At 68.9% G+C, this 17660-nt stretch carries 22 protein-coding genes; 17 read left to right on the top strand and 5 right to left on the bottom strand.

Annotation, left to right across the window (positions count from 1 at the left end; all coding sequences use genetic code 11):
* Positions 1-15 precede the first annotated feature (15 nt).
* From AB8619_RS08915 to AB8619_RS08885, 7 genes are read left to right on the top strand one after another with little or no spacing between them, the layout of a single operon-like run.
* On the top strand, positions 16-345 hold the full coding sequence (locus AB8619_RS08915; protein ID WP_436796115.1) for a TraR/DksA family transcriptional regulator: 330 nt from the start codon (positions 16-18) through the stop codon (positions 343-345).
* A gap of 7 nt (positions 346-352) precedes the next feature.
* Positions 353-865: a hypothetical protein gene (locus AB8619_RS08910; RefSeq protein ID WP_436796114.1), complete on the top strand. Its 513-nt coding sequence runs from the start codon at positions 353-355 to the stop codon at positions 863-865.
* Complete coding sequence (locus tag AB8619_RS08905) at positions 865-1800, top strand: 2-dehydropantoate 2-reductase (RefSeq protein ID WP_436796113.1); 936 nt, start codon at positions 865-867, stop codon at positions 1798-1800. Before AB8619_RS08910 ends, AB8619_RS08905 begins: the two co-directional genes overlap by 1 nt.
* A 12-nt stretch (positions 1801-1812) precedes the next feature.
* The gene (locus AB8619_RS08900) at positions 1813-2052 is read left to right on the top strand and encodes a hypothetical protein (protein ID WP_436796112.1); all 240 of its coding nucleotides are present in this window, start codon (positions 1813-1815) and stop codon (positions 2050-2052) included.
* Entirely contained in the window at positions 2049-2762 is a 714-nt protein-coding gene (locus AB8619_RS08895) for a metal-dependent hydrolase (RefSeq protein WP_436796111.1), read from the top strand. The genes AB8619_RS08900 and AB8619_RS08895 overlap by 4 nt, the downstream gene beginning before the upstream one ends.
* A 40-nt stretch (positions 2763-2802) precedes the next feature.
* On the top strand, positions 2803-2985 hold the full coding sequence (locus tag AB8619_RS08890; RefSeq protein WP_436796110.1) for a hypothetical protein: 183 nt from the start codon (positions 2803-2805) through the stop codon (positions 2983-2985).
* Position 2986: 1 nt separating this feature from the next.
* Entirely contained in the window at positions 2987-3163 is a 177-nt protein-coding gene (locus AB8619_RS08885) for a hypothetical protein (protein WP_436796109.1), read from the top strand.
* Positions 3164-3165: 2 nt separating this feature from the next.
* Here the strand turns inward: AB8619_RS08885 and AB8619_RS08880 are convergent, their stop codons facing one another.
* Together AB8619_RS08880 and trpS are read right to left on the bottom strand one after the other, a co-directional pair.
* Positions 3166-3756 (bottom strand): phosphatase PAP2 family protein, encoded by a 591-nt coding sequence (locus tag AB8619_RS08880; RefSeq protein ID WP_436796108.1) that lies wholly within the window; start codon positions 3754-3756, stop codon positions 3166-3168.
* Complete coding sequence (trpS, locus tag AB8619_RS08875; RefSeq protein WP_436796107.1) at positions 3753-4736, bottom strand: tryptophan--tRNA ligase; 984 nt, start codon at positions 4734-4736, stop codon at positions 3753-3755. Before trpS ends, AB8619_RS08880 begins: the two co-directional genes overlap by 4 nt.
* Before the next feature lie 94 nt (positions 4737-4830).
* Here trpS and AB8619_RS08870 point away from each other — a divergent pair, with 94 nt between their 5' ends.
* From AB8619_RS08870 to AB8619_RS08840, 7 genes are read left to right on the top strand one after another with little or no spacing between them, the layout of a single operon-like run.
* Positions 4831-5610 (top strand): segregation and condensation protein A, encoded by a 780-nt coding sequence (locus AB8619_RS08870; RefSeq protein WP_436796106.1) that lies wholly within the window; start codon positions 4831-4833, stop codon positions 5608-5610.
* Between the two features lie 38 nt (positions 5611-5648).
* Positions 5649-6332, top strand: coding sequence for an SMC-Scp complex subunit ScpB (gene scpB / locus AB8619_RS08865; RefSeq protein ID WP_436796105.1), 684 nt, complete (start codon positions 5649-5651; stop codon positions 6330-6332).
* Between the two features lie 16 nt (positions 6333-6348).
* Entirely contained in the window at positions 6349-7074 is a 726-nt protein-coding gene (locus tag AB8619_RS08860) for a pseudouridine synthase (RefSeq protein ID WP_436796104.1), read from the top strand.
* Positions 7075-7085: 11 nt separating this feature from the next.
* Positions 7086-8171 carry a prephenate dehydrogenase/arogenate dehydrogenase family protein gene (locus tag AB8619_RS08855; RefSeq protein WP_436796103.1) on the top strand — a complete coding sequence of 362 codons (1086 nt, stop codon included), beginning with the start codon at positions 7086-7088 and terminating at the stop codon, positions 8169-8171.
* On the top strand, positions 8168-9457 hold the full coding sequence (gene aroA / locus AB8619_RS08850; RefSeq protein WP_436796102.1) for a 3-phosphoshikimate 1-carboxyvinyltransferase: 1290 nt from the start codon (positions 8168-8170) through the stop codon (positions 9455-9457). Before AB8619_RS08855 ends, aroA begins: the two co-directional genes overlap by 4 nt.
* A gap of 9 nt (positions 9458-9466) precedes the next feature.
* The gene (cmk, locus tag AB8619_RS08845) at positions 9467-10117 is read left to right on the top strand and encodes a (d)CMP kinase (protein ID WP_436796101.1); all 651 of its coding nucleotides are present in this window, start codon (positions 9467-9469) and stop codon (positions 10115-10117) included.
* The gene (locus AB8619_RS08840; protein ID WP_436796100.1) at positions 10110-10814 is read left to right on the top strand and encodes a lysophospholipid acyltransferase family protein; all 705 of its coding nucleotides are present in this window, start codon (positions 10110-10112) and stop codon (positions 10812-10814) included. Before cmk ends, AB8619_RS08840 begins: the two co-directional genes overlap by 8 nt.
* A 19-nt stretch (positions 10815-10833) precedes the next feature.
* Here AB8619_RS08840 and AB8619_RS08835 read toward each other — a convergent pair whose 3' ends face one another.
* Genes AB8619_RS08835 through AB8619_RS08825 form a run of 3 tightly spaced genes read right to left on the bottom strand, consistent with a single transcriptional unit; the run spans position 10834 to position 13652 of the window.
* On the bottom strand, positions 10834-11388 hold the full coding sequence (locus AB8619_RS08835) for an HD domain-containing protein (protein ID WP_436796099.1): 555 nt from the start codon (positions 11386-11388) through the stop codon (positions 10834-10836).
* A 33-nt stretch (positions 11389-11421) separates the two neighbouring features.
* The gene (ispH, locus tag AB8619_RS08830) at positions 11422-12453 is read right to left on the bottom strand and encodes a 4-hydroxy-3-methylbut-2-enyl diphosphate reductase (RefSeq protein ID WP_436796098.1); all 1032 of its coding nucleotides are present in this window, start codon (positions 12451-12453) and stop codon (positions 11422-11424) included.
* A 14-nt stretch (positions 12454-12467) separates the two neighbouring features.
* The gene (locus tag AB8619_RS08825) at positions 12468-13652 is read right to left on the bottom strand and encodes a GNAT family N-acetyltransferase (RefSeq protein ID WP_436796097.1); all 1185 of its coding nucleotides are present in this window, start codon (positions 13650-13652) and stop codon (positions 12468-12470) included.
* A 74-nt stretch (positions 13653-13726) separates the two neighbouring features.
* Here AB8619_RS08825 and AB8619_RS08820 point away from each other — a divergent pair, with 74 nt between their 5' ends.
* The 3 genes from AB8619_RS08820 (at position 13727) to AB8619_RS08810 (ending at position 17562) form a co-directional block, all read left to right on the top strand.
* Positions 13727-15097: a DUF512 domain-containing protein gene (locus AB8619_RS08820; protein WP_436796096.1), complete on the top strand. Its 1371-nt coding sequence runs from the start codon at positions 13727-13729 to the stop codon at positions 15095-15097.
* The gene (gene der / locus AB8619_RS08815; protein ID WP_436796095.1) at positions 15094-16395 is read left to right on the top strand and encodes a ribosome biogenesis GTPase Der; all 1302 of its coding nucleotides are present in this window, start codon (positions 15094-15096) and stop codon (positions 16393-16395) included. The genes AB8619_RS08820 and der overlap by 4 nt, the downstream gene beginning before the upstream one ends.
* A gap of 87 nt (positions 16396-16482) precedes the next feature.
* A complete protein-coding gene (locus AB8619_RS08810) occupies positions 16483-17562 on the top strand; it encodes a PP2C family protein-serine/threonine phosphatase (RefSeq protein WP_436796094.1) in 1080 nt (359 codons plus the stop codon).
* Positions 17563-17660: the final 98 nt, after the last annotated feature.

The raw sequence follows: 17660 nt of genomic DNA, 5'->3' as shown, positions 1-17660 counted from the left end.
GTCTACGCTGCGGCCATGTCCGAGGCCTCTCCACAACAGAATCCAGTTCGGGACGAACTGGAGAAGGAGCGCGAGCTCCTGGCGGGCAAGGTCCACGAACTCGATGCCAAGGAGGACGACCTCGAGTACGACGGCAACTTCGCCGACTCTGCGCAGGTCGCTGCCGAAATGGGCGAGAACCGGGTGCTGTACGACCAGCTCCGTCGTGACCTCGACGACATCGAGAAGGCACTCGCCCGCATGGACGACGGCACCTACGGCACCTGCGAGGTGTGCGGAACCGAGATCGGCGCCGACCGCCTCGAGGTCATGCCGTCCACCCGGGTCTGCATCGCGCACGCTTGACGCGGTCGTGAGCGGCCCGATCCATCTCGCGCGCCGGTTCTTCGGAGCGTTGTCGCCGCGGCCGCTCGACCCTGCCGACGATGCATGGGTCCACGGGATCCTGAACCCCGGAGAAGCCGGGCTGTGGGAGCGGATGTCGCTGGCCGACCGCAAGCACGCTGCCGGCGTCGCCCGAGAGGTGGCGGCGACGCTGGAGGATCCCGGGCCGGGGGTCCTCGCTGCTGCGTTGCTGCACGACGTCGGCAAGGTCGAGTCCCGGCTGGGCACCGTCGCCCGCGCCGTTGCGACGGTGGTCGCCGCCGTGGTCGGCCGTGGACGTGCGACGGGGTGGGGCGGCGACGGCCTGCGAGGTCGAGTGTCGGGGTATCTGCGCCATGACGAGATCGGCGCCGACCTCCTGGCCGCCGCAGGGAGCGAGCCGGTGACGGTGACCTGGGCCAGGGAACACCATCTCGATCCTGGTCGCTGGACCCTCGATCCGGTGGTGGCGACGGCGCTCGCCGCCGCCGACGACGACTGATGACGAGCTACACCGTGATCGGTGCCGGCGCCGTGGGCCTGCTCTACGGCGCCCGACTGGCCGAGGCAGGTCATCGCGTCCGGTGGGTGGTCCGCACCGGCCTCGACGACATCCGCCGTGACGGCATCCAGGTGCGGAGTCCCGACGGCGACATCGATCTCGCCCCGGCTGACGTCGAGTCGTACGGCGAGCCACGGGACGTGCCACCGAGCGACGTGGTGATCGTGGCCCTCAAGACCACGGCCAACGACCGGCTCGAGTCGCTGGTCGCGCCTGCGGTCGCAGACGGCGCCACGATCGCGATGTTCCAGAACGGGCTCGGGGTCGAGGAACGCATGCAGCGAGCGGCGCCGAACGCCGGCTCGATCATCGGAGCCATGTGCTTCGTCTGTGCTCATCGACGTCGTCCGGGTGTCGTCGACCACCTGGACTACGGCGCGGTGACCGTGGGGCAACTCGGAGTGGACTCGATGGCCGCCATGGCGATGGTCCACGACCTCGAGGGTGCGGGCGGTGAGGCGACCGTGGTCGACGACCTCGGTGTCGCACGTTGGCGCAAGCTGGTGTGGAACATCCCCTTCAACGGGTTGTCGGTGGTGCTCGACGCCCCGACCGACGCCCTGCTCTCGACGGCCGCCAGTCGACGCCTCGTCTCCGACCTGATGGACGAGGTCATCGCCGGCGCCCGCTCTGCAGGACACGACGTCCCTGCGGTGTTCCGCGACGAGATGCTGGCCACGACCGATGCCATGACGCCGTATGCGCCGTCGATGAAGCTCGATCACGACGCCGGCCGGTCGATGGAACTCGAAGCGATCTACGACGCTCCGCTCGCGGCGGCTGCCGACGGCTCCATGCCCAGGGTCGCCGCGCTCCGCGACCAACTGCGGTTCGTCGAGGCGAGAAGTCGCGTGTCGTCGGGTGGCCACGGGTAGCGTCGATCGGCCGTGAGCGAACTCCCTCCAGAACCCTCCGTCGAACGGGCCAAGACCGCCTCGTTCCGCGAGTTGTTCCCGGCCGCCGAGCTCCGGCTCTACGCGAGCGGCACCATCGTCTACTGCGCGTTGGCCCTCCTCACGCACGACGTCGTCCTCAACTGGATCATCGGGCCGCTGTTCATCACCGTCTGGGCCTGGTACGTCCCCGTGTTCCAGGAGAAGTGGCGCGGACGGAAGGGGCGCGGATGAGTTGGGCCGCCCACGAATTCGAGAACTTCGCCCTCCTCAAGAAGTTCGGGGTCCGCACCAGCTACCTCGGACTCCTCGTCGGTGCCCTGGGCCCCGACTTCTTGACCAAGGCGTGGACGTACTACGTCGCTGACAACCCGGCGCAGTTCCATCGCGGTTGGCCGGGCCTGGGTTTCACCACGTCGTTGGGGATGGCGGTCATCGCAGCGCTGATCACCCACGTGGTCTCCAAGGGGCACAAGGCGTGGACGTGGGGCGTCTTCATCGGCTGGACGGCGCACGTCCTCACCGACACGTTCGACACCGCTGGAGCGATGGTCTTCTGGCCGTTCTGGTGGAAGAACATCAGCTTCGGGGCGTGGAAGTATGGCGCCGGCCAGGGCAAGTTCGGCGATGCCATCGCGTACTACTCGTCGCTCGGATTCGCGATGGACCTGCTCGCGCTGGTCCTCCTCCTGGTCTTCGCGTGGCGGACGCTGTCTCGCGACTGGTTCGAGACCATGGTCCGCCCCGTCGACGGGGCGTGGGACTGGATCCAGACGAAGTTCGCCATGCCCGACCGGGCGTTGCTCGCCTTCTACCGCGGCTTCTTCTTCTACGGGTTCTGTCGCTTCGTGTCGTGGTCGATCATCGTGCACGCCATCGAGGGGTGGCCCTTCGACCTCAGTTGGGGCTCGCCGTTCTGGGTTGTCCCGTACCAGCCCTGGTAGCCGTAGGATCGGCTCGACGTCACGACCTGAGGAGTACGCAATGTGCGGTGGATGCAACGTTCTCGCCGAAGGCGCCGGAGTCTCGGTGATCATGGCCCGCTACTGGTGGGTCGCTCGACAGGGCCGCAGGGCCGTCGTGGCGGCTGAGCGGATCGCCGCCAGCGAGCCGATGCCGAGCGAGGACTTCGTCGACCCGATCCGTGAAGTCACGAGGATCGTCTGACGTGGGTGAAGCCGCCTGGGCGCTCTCCGCGCTGTTGACGCTGGGATTCCTCATCGCCGCCATCGCCACCGGCGGAGCGATGGCGATCGGGTACTTCGTCCTCGCGGTCGGAATGGCTGCCGTCACCTATGTCCGCTTCAATGCCCGGCGCACGCCGCGGAGCCCGTCGGACGACTGAGTTCAGCGGTCGACCAAGGCGGTGACGACGGCGGCCACGGCCACGCCGAGGCCGAGCCCACCGATCACGTCGAGCGGGAGATGGACCCCGACGGCCATCCGAGCCACACCCACGACGGCTGCCAGGACAACCGCGGCCGTCGGACGCCGTCGAGCCATGAGCGCCGCCGCCGTGAAGGTGCCAGCAGCGATCGCCGTGTGCGCCGACGGGAAGCCCGGCCCGGACGCCTGGTCGTGGAGCGAGATCTCGCTCGAGTAGCCGATGGGGCGCGCTCGTCCGACCACCTCCTTCGCGAGATCCGCGAGGAACCAGGACAGCGTGCCGGCGACGATGACGGCGACTGCGGCGCGCCGCCAGTCGCCCGGGGCCACCACGACCATGGTCACCGCCACGAGAAGGATCGCCGGGCGGGTGCCGATCTGCATCACGACCGCCAGCGCGTCGATGACGAGGCGGGGGAGTGTGTTGACGGCTTCGGTGAGGGCCACCTCGCCCCAGAGCGTGCGGCGGGAGGCGATCGAGCCCGAGGCGAGCAGGACGAACAGTCCACCGGCGGCCAGTCGCCACCGTCGGTCGCGCCCACCGACCGTCACGAAGGCGGGAGCAGTCCCACCGCTCGGTGCGCGCGCTCGAGCGTCTTCGTCGCGACGGCACGGGCCTTGCTCGCACCGGTCGAGAGGATCGACTGGGTCGCGGCGGGGTCGTCGACGAGCGCGGCGAACCGTTCCTGGACCGGTCGGAGGAGTTCGACGACCGCCTCGGCCGTGTCGGCCTTGAGCGGTCCGTACATCTCGTACTCGTCGGCGAGGGCCGCGGGGTCACGGTCGGTGGCGGCACCCAGGATCGACAGCAGGTTCGAGACCCCGGGCTTGGCCTCGACGTCGTAGCGGACCTCGTTGTCGGTGTCGGTCACGGCACGCTTGATCTTCTTCTCGATCGCCTTGGGGTCGTCGAGCACGAGGATCGTGCCCTGGGGCGAGTCGAGGGACTTCGACATCTTGTCGGCGGGCTGTTGCAGGTCCATGATCCGGGCGCCGACCGGGGGGATGACGTGCTCGGGAACCACCAGGATGTCCTCACCACACCGGCTGTTGAACCGGTTCGCGACGTCGCGCGCCAACTCGATGTGTTGCCGCTGGTCGTCGCCGACCGGCACGACATCGGTGTCGTAGAGGAGGATGTCGGCGGCCTGGAGTGCCGGGTAGGTGAAAAGCCCGGCGGAGACGAAGTCGGCGCGTCCCGACTTGTCCTTGAACTGGACCATCCTCGACAGCTCACCGAAGCTGGCCGTGCACTCCATCAGCCAGGCGAGTCCGGAGTGTTCGGGGACGTGGCTCTGGACGAACAGGGTGCAGACCTCGGGGTCGAGGCCACAGGCCACCAGCAGCTGGGCGAGTTCGAGGGTCTTGGCCCGGAGGATCTCGGGGTCCTTGGGGATCGTCAGCGCATGGAGGTCGACGACGCAGAACACCGAGTCCATCTCGTGCTGGTCACGGACCCAGCGCCGGACGGCACCCAGGTAGTTGCCCAGGTGGAGGTCGCCGGTGGGTTGGATGCCCGAGAATGCACGCATGTCCGCATCGTAGGTTCGACGCGGTCGTTTCCCGGACCCCATTGCCGACCGATGGTCCACCACCTGCGTCGCGACCTGCTCTACGCTTTCCCGGATGTCCGTCGCTGTCGAGACCCCGGTGTTCCAGGGTCCATTCGACCTCCTGCTCCACCTGATCCTCCAGGACCAGGTCGACCTGTACGAGGTCCGCCTCTCCGACATCGTCGATGCGTATCTGGCACAGCTCGAACGCCTCGAGTCGATGGACCTCGAGCTGGCGACCGACTTCCTGCTGATCGCCGCGACGCTGATCGAACTGAAGTCCAAGCGCCTGCTTCCCGACGAGGGCGACATCGACCTCGACGACGAACTGGCCTTGTGGGAGGAGCGCGACCTGCTCCTGTCCCGGCTGGTCGAGTGCAAGACGTTCAAGGACGCCGCCGTCGCCATGGCCGGCATCGCCAACGAGGCCGGACGTTCCTACGCCCGCACCGTCGGCGTCGAGGAGCGGTTCCTCGGACTGCTGCCCGATCTGCTCGAGCGCACGACGCCCGACGACATCCGCAGCGCGTTCCTCCGGGCCATCGCTCCCAAGCCGGTGCCGCACGTCGACATCGCGCACATCCACCAGATCCGGGTCACGGTCACCGACGCGGTGGCCGAACTGCTCCACGAACTCCCGGGGCTCGGGCGGGCGTCGTTCGCCGACCTGACCGCAGACCTCGTGGATCGCATCGAGGTGATCGTCCACTTCCTGGCGGTCCTCGAGCTGTACAAGCAGGGATGGATCGACATCGAGGCACCCGAGGTCATCGGCGGTCTCCACGTGGTCTGGCTGGGCGACGGCGACGTCGACTCCGAGGACCTCGCGTTCGTCGACGCCTATGACGGCTGAGTGTTCGCCGGCGATGGCGGGCTGCTTGGCTCTCGGACATGACTGATCCGGGCCCGGTGGGCGAAGACGATCGGGCACGCGACCTCCGACGGGCCGCGGAGGCATTGCTCCTGGTCACCGAGGAACCGCTCGTCCCCGAGCTGATGGCGCAGTTGCTCGAGATCCCCACGGCGCGGATCGAGTTGCTCTGCACCGAGTTGGCGGCGGAGTACGACGCCACCGATCGTGGGTTCCAACTCGTCAAGGTCGCCGGCGGCTGGCGGTTCCAGACCCATCCCGACCTCGCTCCGTACGTCGAACGGTTCGTTCTCGAGGGGCAGTCAGGGCGACTGTCGAACGCCGCGCTCGAGACGCTGGCGATCGTCGCCTACAAGCAGCCGATCTCCCGGGCACAGATCGCCGCCATCCGCGGCGTCAACGCCGACGGCGTGATGCGCACGCTCACGCAGCGGGGCTACGTCGACGAGATCGCCCGAGACCCCGGTCCGGGCCAGGCCGTCCTCTACGGGACGACGCAGGCGTTCCTCGAGAAGCTCGGGCTCAATGACCTCGACGAACTGCCGCCGCTGGGCGAGTTCGTGCCGGGTGCCGATGTCTTCGAGGCGCTCGAACGGGGCCTGCGTCCCGAGGCGCTGGTCGAACCGGTCGAACCGGTGGAGCCGGTGGAACCGCCCGCCGACGGGGATGTCGGCGCCGAGGAATCCGACGACCCGACGCCCTGACGGGCACCATGTGGTCATGAGCGAACCCGAGCGCCTCCAGAAGGTCTTGGCGCGCGTCGGCATCGGAAGCCGGCGCGTGGTCGAGGACCTGATCGCTGCCGGTCGGGTGTCGGTCAACGGCGAGGTCGCTGAACTCGGCCGACGCGCCGACGCCGATGTCGATCAGATCGAGGTCGACGGTGCGCTCGTCGGCGTCCGCCCCGACACCGTCTGGTACCTGCTGAACAAGCCCAATGGCGTCGTCACCAGCGCCGTCGACACCCACGGTCGTCCCGTGGTGGTCGACCTGGTGCCCGACGAACCCCGCGTGTTCCCGGTCGGCCGACTCAACCTCGAGACCGAGGGTCTGCTGCTCCTGACGAACGACGGCGAGGTCACGCATCGGCTCACCCACCCGAGCTACGGAGTCGAGAAGGAGTACCTGGCGCACGTGTCCGGGCGGCCCAGCCGCGGTGCACTCCGGTCCCTGCGTGAAGGCGTCGAACTCGACGACGGCATGACGGCTCCGGCCAAGGTGGCGCTCGTGGAGCCCGACGTGGTCAAGCTCGTGATCCACGAAGGGCGGAACCGCCAGGTCCGCCGGATGTGCGAGGCCGTGGGGCACCCCGTGGTCCGCCTCGTACGGGTTCGTATCGGCCCGATCACCGACCGATCATTGGCGCCCGGCGAGGCACGACGGCTCGAGGTCGACGAGGTCCGGGCGCTCGAACGCGCTGCAGTCGCTCGCCAACCACCGACCTAGGCTGATCCGCCGTGCCTGGTACCGACACCCCCCACACGTCGTCGCGCCGTGCCAACGTCGTCGGCGTCGGCTTGATCGGCGGGTCGATCGGCCTCGCACTTCGTCGCGCCGGCTGGCACGTCAGCGGGAGCGACGAGGAAGCAGGTCACACCGACCGAGCCCTCCAGATCGGCGTCATCGACGCCGTCGGCCTGGATCCGGATGCCGAGATCACCTTCATCGCAACGCCCGTGGGTGCCGTCGTCGAGGCCTCCCGGAAGGCCCTCGCCGCCACGGTCGGCCTGGTCACGGACGTCGGCTCGGTCAAGGCGCCGATCGTGCATGCCGTCTCGGACCGCCGGTTCGTGGGCGGGCATCCGATGGCGGGGTCGGAACAGGAGGGCGTCGACGGCGCCAGCGCCGACCTCTTCGCCGGTGCCGTCTGGGTGCTGACGCCCACCCCGACGACGGACGACGGTGCCTACGCCCACGTCCGCTCGGTCGTCTCGGCGATGGGAGCCGAGATCCTGGCGTTGGAGCCCGCCCGACACGACGAGTTCGTCGCCGTGGTCTCCCACGTGCCCCACCTGACCGCCGCCAGCCTCATGCGCATCGCCGACGACCGTGCCGACGAGCACGCGGCGCTGCTGCGCCTCGCCGCAGGCGGCTTCCGCGACATGACCCGCATCGCCTCGGGGCATCCGGGCATCTGGCCCGACATCTGCGAGGAGAACCGCATCGCGATCGTGGCCGGGCTCGACCGGCTGATCGACGCGCTCGGCGATGCCCGCGACCAGGTGGCCGAACACGATCGTGAGGGACTGTTGCGGGACCTGACGCGGGCACGTGCTGCCCGCGTGAACCTCCCCAGTCGCTACACCCGTCCTTCGGAGCTCACCGAGGTCCGTGTCCCCGTGCCCGACCGCCCCGGTGTCCTCGCCGACGTCACGACCCTCGCCAGCGAACTCGACGTGAACATCGTCGACCTCGAGATCGCCCACTCGTCCGAGGGCGTGCAGGGTGTCCTGATCCTGCTCGTCGAAGCGGCGACCGCCGACGTGTTCCGGGGCGGGCTCCTCGCTCGCGGCTACCGACCGGCCCTGCGTCGCCTCGCATGACGACACAGGACCCGAAGTCGATCGAACGCTCTGGACCCGTCGACGCGACCGTCACCATCCCGGGGTCGAAGAGCATCACGAACCGGGCGCTGGTCTGCGCAGCACTGGCGGGATCGCCGTCGGTGATCGACGGTTGGCTCGACGCCGACGACACCCGGGCGATGATCGCCGCCCTCGAGACCCTCGGGGTGGCGGTCGGCGTCGGTGAGCACCTGTCGATCGGCTCCGACGGTCCGCGTCCCGAGGTGGTGTCGATCGACGCCCGCCAGAGCGGGACCACCAGTCGCTTCCTGCTGCCCGTGCTGGCGCTCGACGGCGCGCCCCGACGCATCACCGGCGACGAGCAACTCCAGGTCCGCCCGATGGGAGAGGCGTTCGAAGCCCTCCGTGCGTTGGGGGCCCGAGTGTCGGAGGAGGGCGTCCCCGGGTTCCTGCCCGCGGTGGTCGAGGGTCCGCTGCGCGGGGGTGAGGTCGAGCTCGCCGGCGACGTGTCGAGTCAGTTCGTGTCGGGGCTCCTGCTCGCCGCGCCCCAGATGCCCGGCGGTCTCCGTGTCTGGATCTCGACCGAGCTGATCAGCCGGCCCTACGTGGACATGACCGTCGCGGTCATGCGTTCGTTCGGTGCGTCGGTGACGGTCGAGGACGATCGCCAGTGGGTCGTCGATGCGCTCCGCTACGAGGGTGCCGAGTACACCGTCGAACCCGATGCGTCAGCCGCCTCGTACGCCTGGGGCGCCGCCGTCGTCACCGGGGGAGCGGTGACGGTCCCCGGTCTCCATCGATCGTCGCTCCAGGGCGACGTGGCCTTCGTCGACGTGCTCGAACAGATGGGGGCACGCGTGCGCTGGGACGACGACGCGGTCACGGTGGCCGCTGGCCCGACGTTGCGCGGCGTCGACGTGGACCTCTCGCAGATCTCCGACACCGTGCCGACGCTCGCTGCCATCGCCGCACTCGCCGACGGCCCGACGACGATCCGTGGGGTCGGCTTCATCCGGAACAAAGAGACCGATCGGATCGCCGCACCGGTCACCGAACTCCGTCGCTGCGGTGTCGACGCCAGCGAGACGGACGACGGCATGGTCATCGTCCCGGGTCCGGTCGCGCCGACCGTGGTCGAGACCTACGACGACCACCGGATGGCCATGGGCTTCAGTCTCCTGGGGCTCGTCAACGACGGGATCCAGATCGCGGGACCGGACTGCGTGACGAAGACCTTTCCCGGCTACTGGGACCTGCTCGACCGGCTGAGGGTCGGGTCCGAGCCGTCGGCCCGCGCCGTCTAGCGTCACGCCATGCGCGTCATCGCCATCGACGGCCCAGCCGGTTCCGGGAAGTCCACGGTCGCCAGGCTGCTTGCCGAGCGACTCGGACTCCGTTACCTCGACACCGGGGCCATGTACCGGGCGATCACCTTCGCAGCACTCCGTCGCAACATCGACCCGGCCGACGACGATCCCGTTGCGGCCCTCGCCCGCCGTGTCGACCTCGAGGTCACGCTCGAACACGTCCGGGTCGACGGCGTCGATGCGACGATCGAGATCCGTGGTCCCGAGGTCACCCGTGCCGTGAGCATCGTGGCCGCGAACGCCGGCGTCCGTGACGAGCTCGTCGCTCGCCAGCGTGACTGGGTGACCCGCCATGGCGGCGGGGTCATCGAGGGGCGCGACATCGGCTCGGTCGTGTTCCCGGATGCCGAGTTGAAGGTGTACCTCGACGCCCGTCCCGAGGTCCGAGCGGCCCGGCGGTCGAAGGAGGTCACCGACCTCGACTACGAGACGGTGGCCGCCGACCTGGCCCGTCGCGATGCGCTCGACCAGGGGCGGGAGACCTCACCGCTCACCCGTGCCGGCGATGCCGTCGAGGTCGACACCAGCGACCTCGGTGTCGAGGAGATCGTCGAACTCATCGCTCGCGAACTGGGGAGCCCCGTCGCCGATGGGTGACTACCGCACCGACCAGGTCGGCCGACCGCCGACGACCGGTGAACGCTGGACCTATCGGATCTTCCGCAACCTCATCGTCGGCTTCTGCCGCCTGTTCTGGCGCCTCGAGGTGCACGGGACCAACAACGTCCCCGACGGACCGTTCATCCTCTGCGGCGTCCATCGCTCGAACATCGACTCGCCCATCGTCGCCGCGGTCACGAAGCGGCGTCTGCGCTTCATGGGCAAGCACACGATGTGGAAGTACGACCTGCCCGGCAGGTTCTTCACCGCGATGGGCGGCTTCGGCGTGAACCGAGAGACGGCCGACCGCGAGGCGTTGCGGACCTGCATCGCCGTGCTCGAGGGCGGCGAGCCGTTGGTGATGTTCCCCGAGGGACAGCGGCGTGAAGGACCGATCGTGGAGGACCTCTATGAGGGACCGTCGTTCGTGTCGTCCCGCACCGGTGTGCCGATCCTCCCGGTGGGCATCGGCGGCAGCGCCGACGCGATGCCGTTGGGCGCGCGTTTCCTCAAGCCGGTCAAGGTCAACATGGTGATCGGCGCACCGATCCCTGCACCTGTGGGGGTCGACGGCGGGCGTGTGTCACGCCGCCAGGTGCACGAGACGACGGAGACGCTCCGGATCGCGATCCAGGAGCTCTACGACGAGGCGCAGCTCCGCGTGGGCAAGCCGAACCCCCCGCGCCATCTCTGACCGCGCGGCGAGGTAGTACTCAGATAGGGGTGGGTCCGAGCGAGCCGAACACGGCCCGGACGCGATCCTCGAAGTGCTCGAGCGGGAGCGTGTCGTAGTCGGGATCGAAGCTGTTCTGGTCGTAGTTGTCGGCGAAGTTCGCCGTCAGCTCGTACCAGGGCTCACCCTCGTACTGCGCCCGGGCGTTGGGGTCGAGGCCCAGGTGCTCGTAGTAGTGACGGCCCTGGAAGTCCTGGTGCGTGCGGATCATGTTGTACACGTCGGGACGCACGTAGGGCTTGAGCATCTCGGCTGCGATCTGCGCGTGGTTGTGCACGCTGATCCGCTTGCCGACGTCGTGGCAGAGGCTGGCGACGACGACCTCGTCGTCGGCACCGTCGCGCTCGGCCCGTGTCGCCGTCTGGAGGCAATGGGTCAGCTGATCGGTGGCGAAGCCGTCGGTGATGTCGGCGAGTTCGCGCAGCATCTGCAGGACGGTCTCGGCCACCCGTGGCTGGCTGGCGAACGTCTCCTCGACGATCGTGCCCCACTGCTCGGCGGTCGAGTGGTCCATCGCGGTGAAGGTGGAAGCCATGGCGCGATGGTAACGCGACGACTGACCCCGCGGTCAGGACAGTGCGGCGAGGGCGTCGCTGGCCAGGACATCGCGATCGGCGACCGACGGGCGATCGGTGAGCGTGCCGCCCAGCGCCAGCGTGGCGACGATGTCGAGCGCCGCCAGGAGTTCGCGCAGGTTGCGCGGCGGAGGGAAGTACTCGTCCTCCTCGGTGATGCGGATCTCCTCGACGCCGTGCGCCGGGGCGAGCCGTGCGATCACGTCGTCGACCAGTTCCTCGGGCGCGCTCGCGCCGGCCGTGACGCCGACCACGCCGGTGAGGTCGTCGGGCAGCTCGTCTGCGCGGTTGACGCGGTGGACGTCCTCGCATCCGAGGTCTCGCGCCAACGACTCGAGCGCTCGCGTGTTGGAGGAGTTCGCGGAGCCGATGACCACGATCGCATTGCAGCGCTCGGCCAACGCGCTCAGGGCCGACTGTCGATTCGTCGTCGCGAAGCACAGGTCACTGCGACCCGGGGTCCACAGCTCGGGGAATCGCTCCTGGGTGCGGTCGAGAACACCCTGCCAGTCACGGTGCGACAGCGTCGTCTGGGCGAGCAGCGCGACGGGCTGGTCGAAGTCGGGGAGGGCGTCGACCTCATCGGTGGACTCGACACGGTGGATGGCGTCGGGCGCCACCGCCATCGTGCCGACGGCCTCCTCGTGCCCGTCATGGCCCACGTAGACGATCTGGTAGCCCTTGCCGGCCCGGGTACGGACCTCGTGGTGCACCTTGGTGACGAGGGGACAGACAGCGTCCACCACGTAGCCGCCGTTGGCCTCGGCTGCGGCGACCACCTCGGGAGCCGACCCGTGGGCACTGAGCATCAACGGGCGCCCCTCGGGTACCTCGTCGATCGAGTCGACGAAGATCACCCCGAGGTCGCGGAACCGGTCGACCACCAACTGGTTGTGGACGATCTCGTGGTAGCAGTACACGGGCGACTCGAAAGCCCGGACCATCCACGTGAGGGCCTTGATCGCCATCTCGACACCGGCGCAGAAGCCCCGGGGAGCGGCGAGGAGAACGGTGTCGACCTGCACCTGCGCCACGCTACTCAGAAGAAGTACGGCATCGACGCGCTGCTCGTGCACGCGGCGGCGAGGAGGTCGATGTCGTCGGTGCTGGCACCCGGAAGCCGACCGGCCCGATGGCGCATGGCCACGTCGTTGCCGGCGTAGATCGCCGCGAGGTCGGTGACCTTCACGCGAACGGTGCCTGCCCCACCCGGTTCGACCGAGGCAGCCCCGTCGCCGAACTCGATGACGTGCGGGCCGGCGTTGGCGGCGATCGTGTCGTCGACGACGTCGATCTCGACCCGCCCGGCCACCGGTGAGGGCCACCGTCGCTGTGCGAAGGCGCCGGCGACGTCGACCAGGCGGAGCATCCACGGCCAGTCGTCGACGATGGAGGTCTGCTGGACGTGGGGTACGTGGAGCGCGAGCAGGCCGCCCGGAAGCGTGGTCTGGAGATGTCCCGCGGTGGTGGCGTTGCCCGCCAGGAAGGCGAGCGCCGCCGCCACGGCGTCGTGGTCCACGCCGGCGAGGAGGTCGAGGCCGAGTTCGTAGAGACGATCGGTCGATTCGTCGTAGTGGTAGTGGACGGCGGCGACGTCGGTGCCGTTCCTCGATCCGACGTAGGCGTAGCGGTTCTTGCCCTTCTCGGTCGTGGCGATGTGCGTGTGGCGGTCCCACCACACGTCGCCGGGCAGCATCCATCCGTCGAGTTGGGGCGCCATGGTCTCGTAGACCTCGCGGACGGCAGGGTCGCCGAACGCCACCCGCCTCCAGGTCAGAGACGTCGAGGGTGTCGCCGGGATGAGCGCCAGCGGGATCTTGCGGGTCTCGTACGAGCCGGCGATCTCGAAGCCGGTGCCGCGGTACAGGGTCGCGGTCGTGGGGAAGAGCGCCCCGATGACCTCGCCCCGCGAACGCATGCGATCGAAGGTCTCGGCGAGCATCGCCTTCGCCAGCCCGAGCCCTCGGTCCTCGGGGCGCACGATGACCCCCGACACGCCACCGCAGGGAATCGGGGCGCCACCCCAGTGGGCCGTGAAGCCGATGGTCACGACCGTCCCGGCCAAGGCATCGCCCCGGTAGGCGGCGACGGCTCGCTCGGGACTGACGCCCGGGAGATCGGCGTCGAATTCGGCCGTTGCGCCGAATGCCTGTCGTCCGAGGTCCCAGCGGGCTGCCAGGTCGCCGTCGCGCAACGACTCGATGGTGACGTCTTCGATCTGCACGTACCGGACCGTAGGCGTCCGCACCCCTCGTCACATGGGGGTTTGCGTATCGACCGCCGGTAGCCTGGACCACTGTGAGCCTGCCCCGCGTGACCCTTGTCGCGCCCGGGTCACCTGCTGAGGCGGCCGGCCTCGTCCCTGGGGACGAGATCCTGTCGTTGGACGGGGTGATGCCGCGCGACGTGATCGAGTGGCGCCTCCTGGTCGACGAGCCGGAGGTGCGCTTCGACGTGCGCCGTGGCGGCCTCGAGGTCGAGGTCACGGTCACGAAGGCGGCCGGTGCACCGCTCGGTGCCGACGTCGACTCGGCGATCTTCGACGAGGTCCAGACCTGCGACAACCACTGCGAGTTCTGCTTCATCTACCAGCTCCCGCCAGGCATGCGCCGGAGCTTGTACCTCAAGGACGACGACTACCGACTGAGCTTCCTCTACGGGAACTTCACGACCCTCACCCGCTTCACCGAGAGCGACCTCGAACGGGTCCTGACCGAGGGTCTCAGCCCGCTCTACGTCAGCATCCACGCGACCGACCCCGAGGTCCGGGCCGACATGCTCCGCAACCGACGGGGCGCCACGAGTCTGCGGTGGCTGCGGGCGCTGCTCGACCACGGCGTCACCGTCCACGGACAGATCGTCGTGTGCCCGGGGGTCAACGACGGCCGAGTGCTCGACGACACCCTCGCCGGTGTGCTCGACGAGTACCCCGAACTGGCGACCGTGGCCGTCGTGCCCCTCGGGATCAGTGCCCATTCCGACGAACCCCGGATGCGGTTCCACACGGTCGAGGAGGCACGCTCCGTCGTCGACTGCGTCGAGGACTGGCAGGACGTCTTCGCCGCCACCCTCGGCTCGCGTCTCGTCTACGCAGCGGACGAGTACTACCTGCTGGCCGACCGTCCGTTCCCACCGTCCGAGGTCTACGGCGACTTCGCCATGCACGAGGACGGGATCGGCATGGCGCGGACGTTCGAGGCCGAGTTCACGGGTGCGGTGTCCGAGGCGACGGGCACGAAGGCCGGGTTCTTCTCCTGGGTCGACGGCGCGCCAGCCGAGGGCTACCGGGCCGTGCGCACGTTCGGCGACAGCGCCGACAACCTTCGGCTACGTCCGCGGAAGAACGCCCCGGTCGCGATCCTGACGGCCCCGTACGGTGCACGGATCCTCGGTCCGCTCCTCGAGCAGGCCGGCCGCGACGACGTCCGTGTGTGTGTGGTCGAGAACCAGTTCTTCGGCGGCAACATCGCCGTCTCGGGGCTCATGGTCGGCGAGGACATCGCCCGCACCCTCGCCGCCGAGCCTGCCGGCCACCGCTATCTCCTGCCCGACGTCTGCCTGTCCGAGGATCGCTTCCTCGACGGCATGTCGGTCGCAGACCTGCCCCACCCCGTCGAGATCGTCGCCACCGACGGCTTGGCCCTCCGATCCGCACTGGAACGAACATGACAGCACGTGTCGCCATCGTCGGCCGCCCCAACGTCGGCAAGTCGACTCTCGTCAACCGCCTGGCCGGACGCCGAACGGCGATCGTCGAGGAGCAGGCCGGCGTGACCCGCGACCGCAAGGTCGTCCCGGTCGAGTGGACGGGCCGCAGCTTCGAGGTCGTCGACACCGGCGGCTGGATGCCCGGCGGGAGCGCGCTCGACGAGAAGGTCTCGCGCCAGTCCGAGAAGGCGATGGAGGAGTCCGACATCGTCATCTTCGTCGTCGACGGCACCACAGGCGTGACCGAAGAAGACGCCATGGCCGCCGCCGTGCTCCGTCGGAAGAACAAGCCGGTCCTCCTCGTCGTCAACAAGATCGACGATCCCCGCCGCGAGGTCATGATCTGGGACTTCATGGAGCTCGGCCTCGGCCAGCCGCGTGCCCTGAGCGCGTTGCACGGTCCGGGTTCGGCCGACCTCCTCGACGAACTGCTCGCCCTCATCCCCGAGGAGATCGAGCCCGAACTGTCCGACGACAACTGGAGCGAGGGTGACGAGATCGCAGTCGCGATCGTCGGACGCCCCAACGTCGGGAAGTCGACGCTGTTCAACCGCCTGGCGGGGGAGGAGCAGTCGATCGTGCACGACATGCCCGGCACCACCCGCGACACGATCGACACCGTCGTCTCCACCGACGAGGGGATGATCCGCTTCGTCGACACGGCGGGCATGCGTCGGCGATCCAAGGTCGACGACGGCACCGAGTACTACTCGGTCGTCCGTGCGCTCCAGGCCGTCGACAAGGCCAACATCGCCATCCTCGTCATCGACGCGAGCGAGGGCATCACGAGCCAGGACCTCCGCCTGGCCGAGCGGGTCGACCTCTCCGGTTGCCCGGTCATCGTCCTGCTCAACAAGTGGGAGATCACCAGCGCCGAACAGCGGGAAGACATCCTCTACCAGGTCGGTCAGCGTCTCCACTTCATCGGCGAGTCGCCGGTGTTGCAGGTGTCGGCCCTCACGGGCAAGGGCGTGCAGCGCCTCTATCCCGCACTGGGCAGCGCCATCGCCGCCTACGAGACCCGTGTGCCGACCAAGAAGGTCAACGACGTGATCCGTGCCGCGCAGCAGGCGCAGCCCGCTCCCCACGGTGCCCGGGTGCTCTACGCCCTCCAGGGCGCGGCCAACCCGCCCACGTTCACGCTCTTCGCCAACCGGGAACTCCCCAAGACCTACGTGCGCTACCTCGAACGGTCGCTGCGTGAGGCGTTCGACCTCCAGGCGACCCCGCTCAAGCTCCGAGTCCGCAAGCGCGACTGAGATTCGCTGAAAATCAGCGAGAACTCATCGGCCTGACACGCGACGTCAACGGCCGGCAACGCTCCGAGCGTTACCCTGATGGTCACCATGGAGCAACCGATCCTCGCGCTCGTCGCGATTGCCTGCGTGGCTGCCGCCGTGGTGTGGGGCCGATCCGCGATGCGCCACCAGATCTCCTGGCAGCGCATCGAGTCGGAGTACGGCGCCACATCCGACCAGTCCGTCCTGGCACGCGCCTCGTTCCGCAAGGAACTCCACGCTGCCGTCCTCTATGGCGTGCTCGCCATCGCCTGTGGCGTCGTCGCCATCGTCGGGACGTCGGAGTCCGAGGCGCTCTTCGGCTTCATCCTGATCCCGGTGATCGTGTCGATCGTCTACAGCCGCGACTTCCGCAAGGTCGCCCGCATCGCCGAGGACCGGACCCAGATCGAGCGCAAGGCGCAGGAGGTCCTCTCCCAGGAGGAGCTCGCTCCTCGCAAGTGGGCGGCACGCCTCGCTCCGGAGGAGCTCCCGGACTTCCAGGGCTTCGAACTCGGCCGTGTCTACGAGGCCGGCACCGGTCTGATGGCCGGCGACTTCTACGACGTGTTCCGGGTGTCGCCCAGCCGCATCGCTGCCGTCATCGGCGACGTCACCGGCCACGGCATCGAACCGTCGATCACTGCGTTCCAGGCCAAGTACCTGCTCCGGGTGTTCCTCCGTCAGTACCGGGATCCTGCCCAGGCGCTCGAGGAGCTCAACTCACAGATGTCGGCCCTCGAACGGGTCGAGGAGTTCATCTCGCTGTGTGTCGTCGTGTTCGACACCGAGTCGGGCACGTTGCGCGTGTGCTCGGCCGGTCACCCGGCCGGCTGGCTGTGGCACGCGAAGGAGGTGCGTCCGCTGCGAGCGACCGGGCCGCTCTTGATGCTCGACCCCGACGCGAGCTACCACTCGAAGGAGATCGACCTCGATCCCGGCGACCTCGTGCTGCTGTACACCGACGGTCTCGCCGAGGCACGGGCCGGCGACCAGTTCTTCGGTGAGGAGCGGATCGCCAACACGCTCCGACGTGATCCCGGCGTCCCGCCCGACGTGCTCTGCAAGAGCCTGCTCGAGGCGGCCAAGGACTTCGCGACCGAGCCGGTCGACGACGACACGGCCATCCTCGCCATCCGGCGCTCGTAGGCACGTCGCTCGTCCCCTCGACGTCGGTGCTCGCCCGTTGGGTCGCAGCGCCACCGAGGGAGCAAGATCGTTGGCCGTGAAGTCCTCCGTCGACAACG

The organism is Actinospongiicola halichondriae, from assembly GCF_049103745.1.
In the GTDB taxonomy this organism is placed as follows: domain Bacteria; phylum Actinomycetota; class Acidimicrobiia; order Acidimicrobiales; family Salinilacustritrichaceae; genus Salinilacustrithrix; species Salinilacustrithrix halichondriae.
Note: the sequence above shows the minus strand (reverse complement) of the source record. Positions and strands in the feature narration are given on the sequence as shown.

Bases quoted from the DNA above. Each gene is read 5' to 3' on its own strand.
- AB8619_RS08810 (WP_436796094.1), top strand. From the start codon at position 16,483: ATGGAGCAACCGATCCTCGCGCTCGTCGCGATTGCCTGCGTGGCTGCC.
- AB8619_RS08860 (WP_436796104.1), top strand. From the start codon at position 6,349: ATGAGCGAACCCGAGCGCCTCCAGAAGGTCTTGGCGCGCGTCGGCATC.
- AB8619_RS08895 (WP_436796111.1), top strand. From the start codon at position 2,049: ATGAGTTGGGCCGCCCACGAATTCGAGAACTTCGCCCTCCTCAAGAAG.
- AB8619_RS08915 (WP_436796115.1), top strand. From the start codon at position 16: ATGTCCGAGGCCTCTCCACAACAGAATCCAGTTCGGGACGAACTGGAG.
- aroA (WP_436796102.1), top strand. From the start codon at position 8,168: ATGACGACACAGGACCCGAAGTCGATCGAACGCTCTGGACCCGTCGAC.
- AB8619_RS08840 (WP_436796100.1), top strand. From the start codon at position 10,110: ATGGGTGACTACCGCACCGACCAGGTCGGCCGACCGCCGACGACCGGT.
- trpS (WP_436796107.1), bottom strand. From the start codon at position 4,736: ATGCGTGCATTCTCGGGCATCCAACCCACCGGCGACCTCCACCTGGGC.
- AB8619_RS08890 (WP_436796110.1), top strand. From the start codon at position 2,803: ATGTGCGGTGGATGCAACGTTCTCGCCGAAGGCGCCGGAGTCTCGGTG.
- AB8619_RS08870 (WP_436796106.1), top strand. From the start codon at position 4,831: ATGTCCGTCGCTGTCGAGACCCCGGTGTTCCAGGGTCCATTCGACCTC.
- scpB (WP_436796105.1), top strand. From the start codon at position 5,649: ATGACTGATCCGGGCCCGGTGGGCGAAGACGATCGGGCACGCGACCTC.
- AB8619_RS08905 (WP_436796113.1), top strand. From the start codon at position 865: ATGACGAGCTACACCGTGATCGGTGCCGGCGCCGTGGGCCTGCTCTAC.
- AB8619_RS08835 (WP_436796099.1), bottom strand. From the start codon at position 11,388: ATGGCTTCCACCTTCACCGCGATGGACCACTCGACCGCCGAGCAGTGG.
- der (WP_436796095.1), top strand. From the start codon at position 15,094: ATGACAGCACGTGTCGCCATCGTCGGCCGCCCCAACGTCGGCAAGTCG.
- cmk (WP_436796101.1), top strand. From the start codon at position 9,467: ATGCGCGTCATCGCCATCGACGGCCCAGCCGGTTCCGGGAAGTCCACG.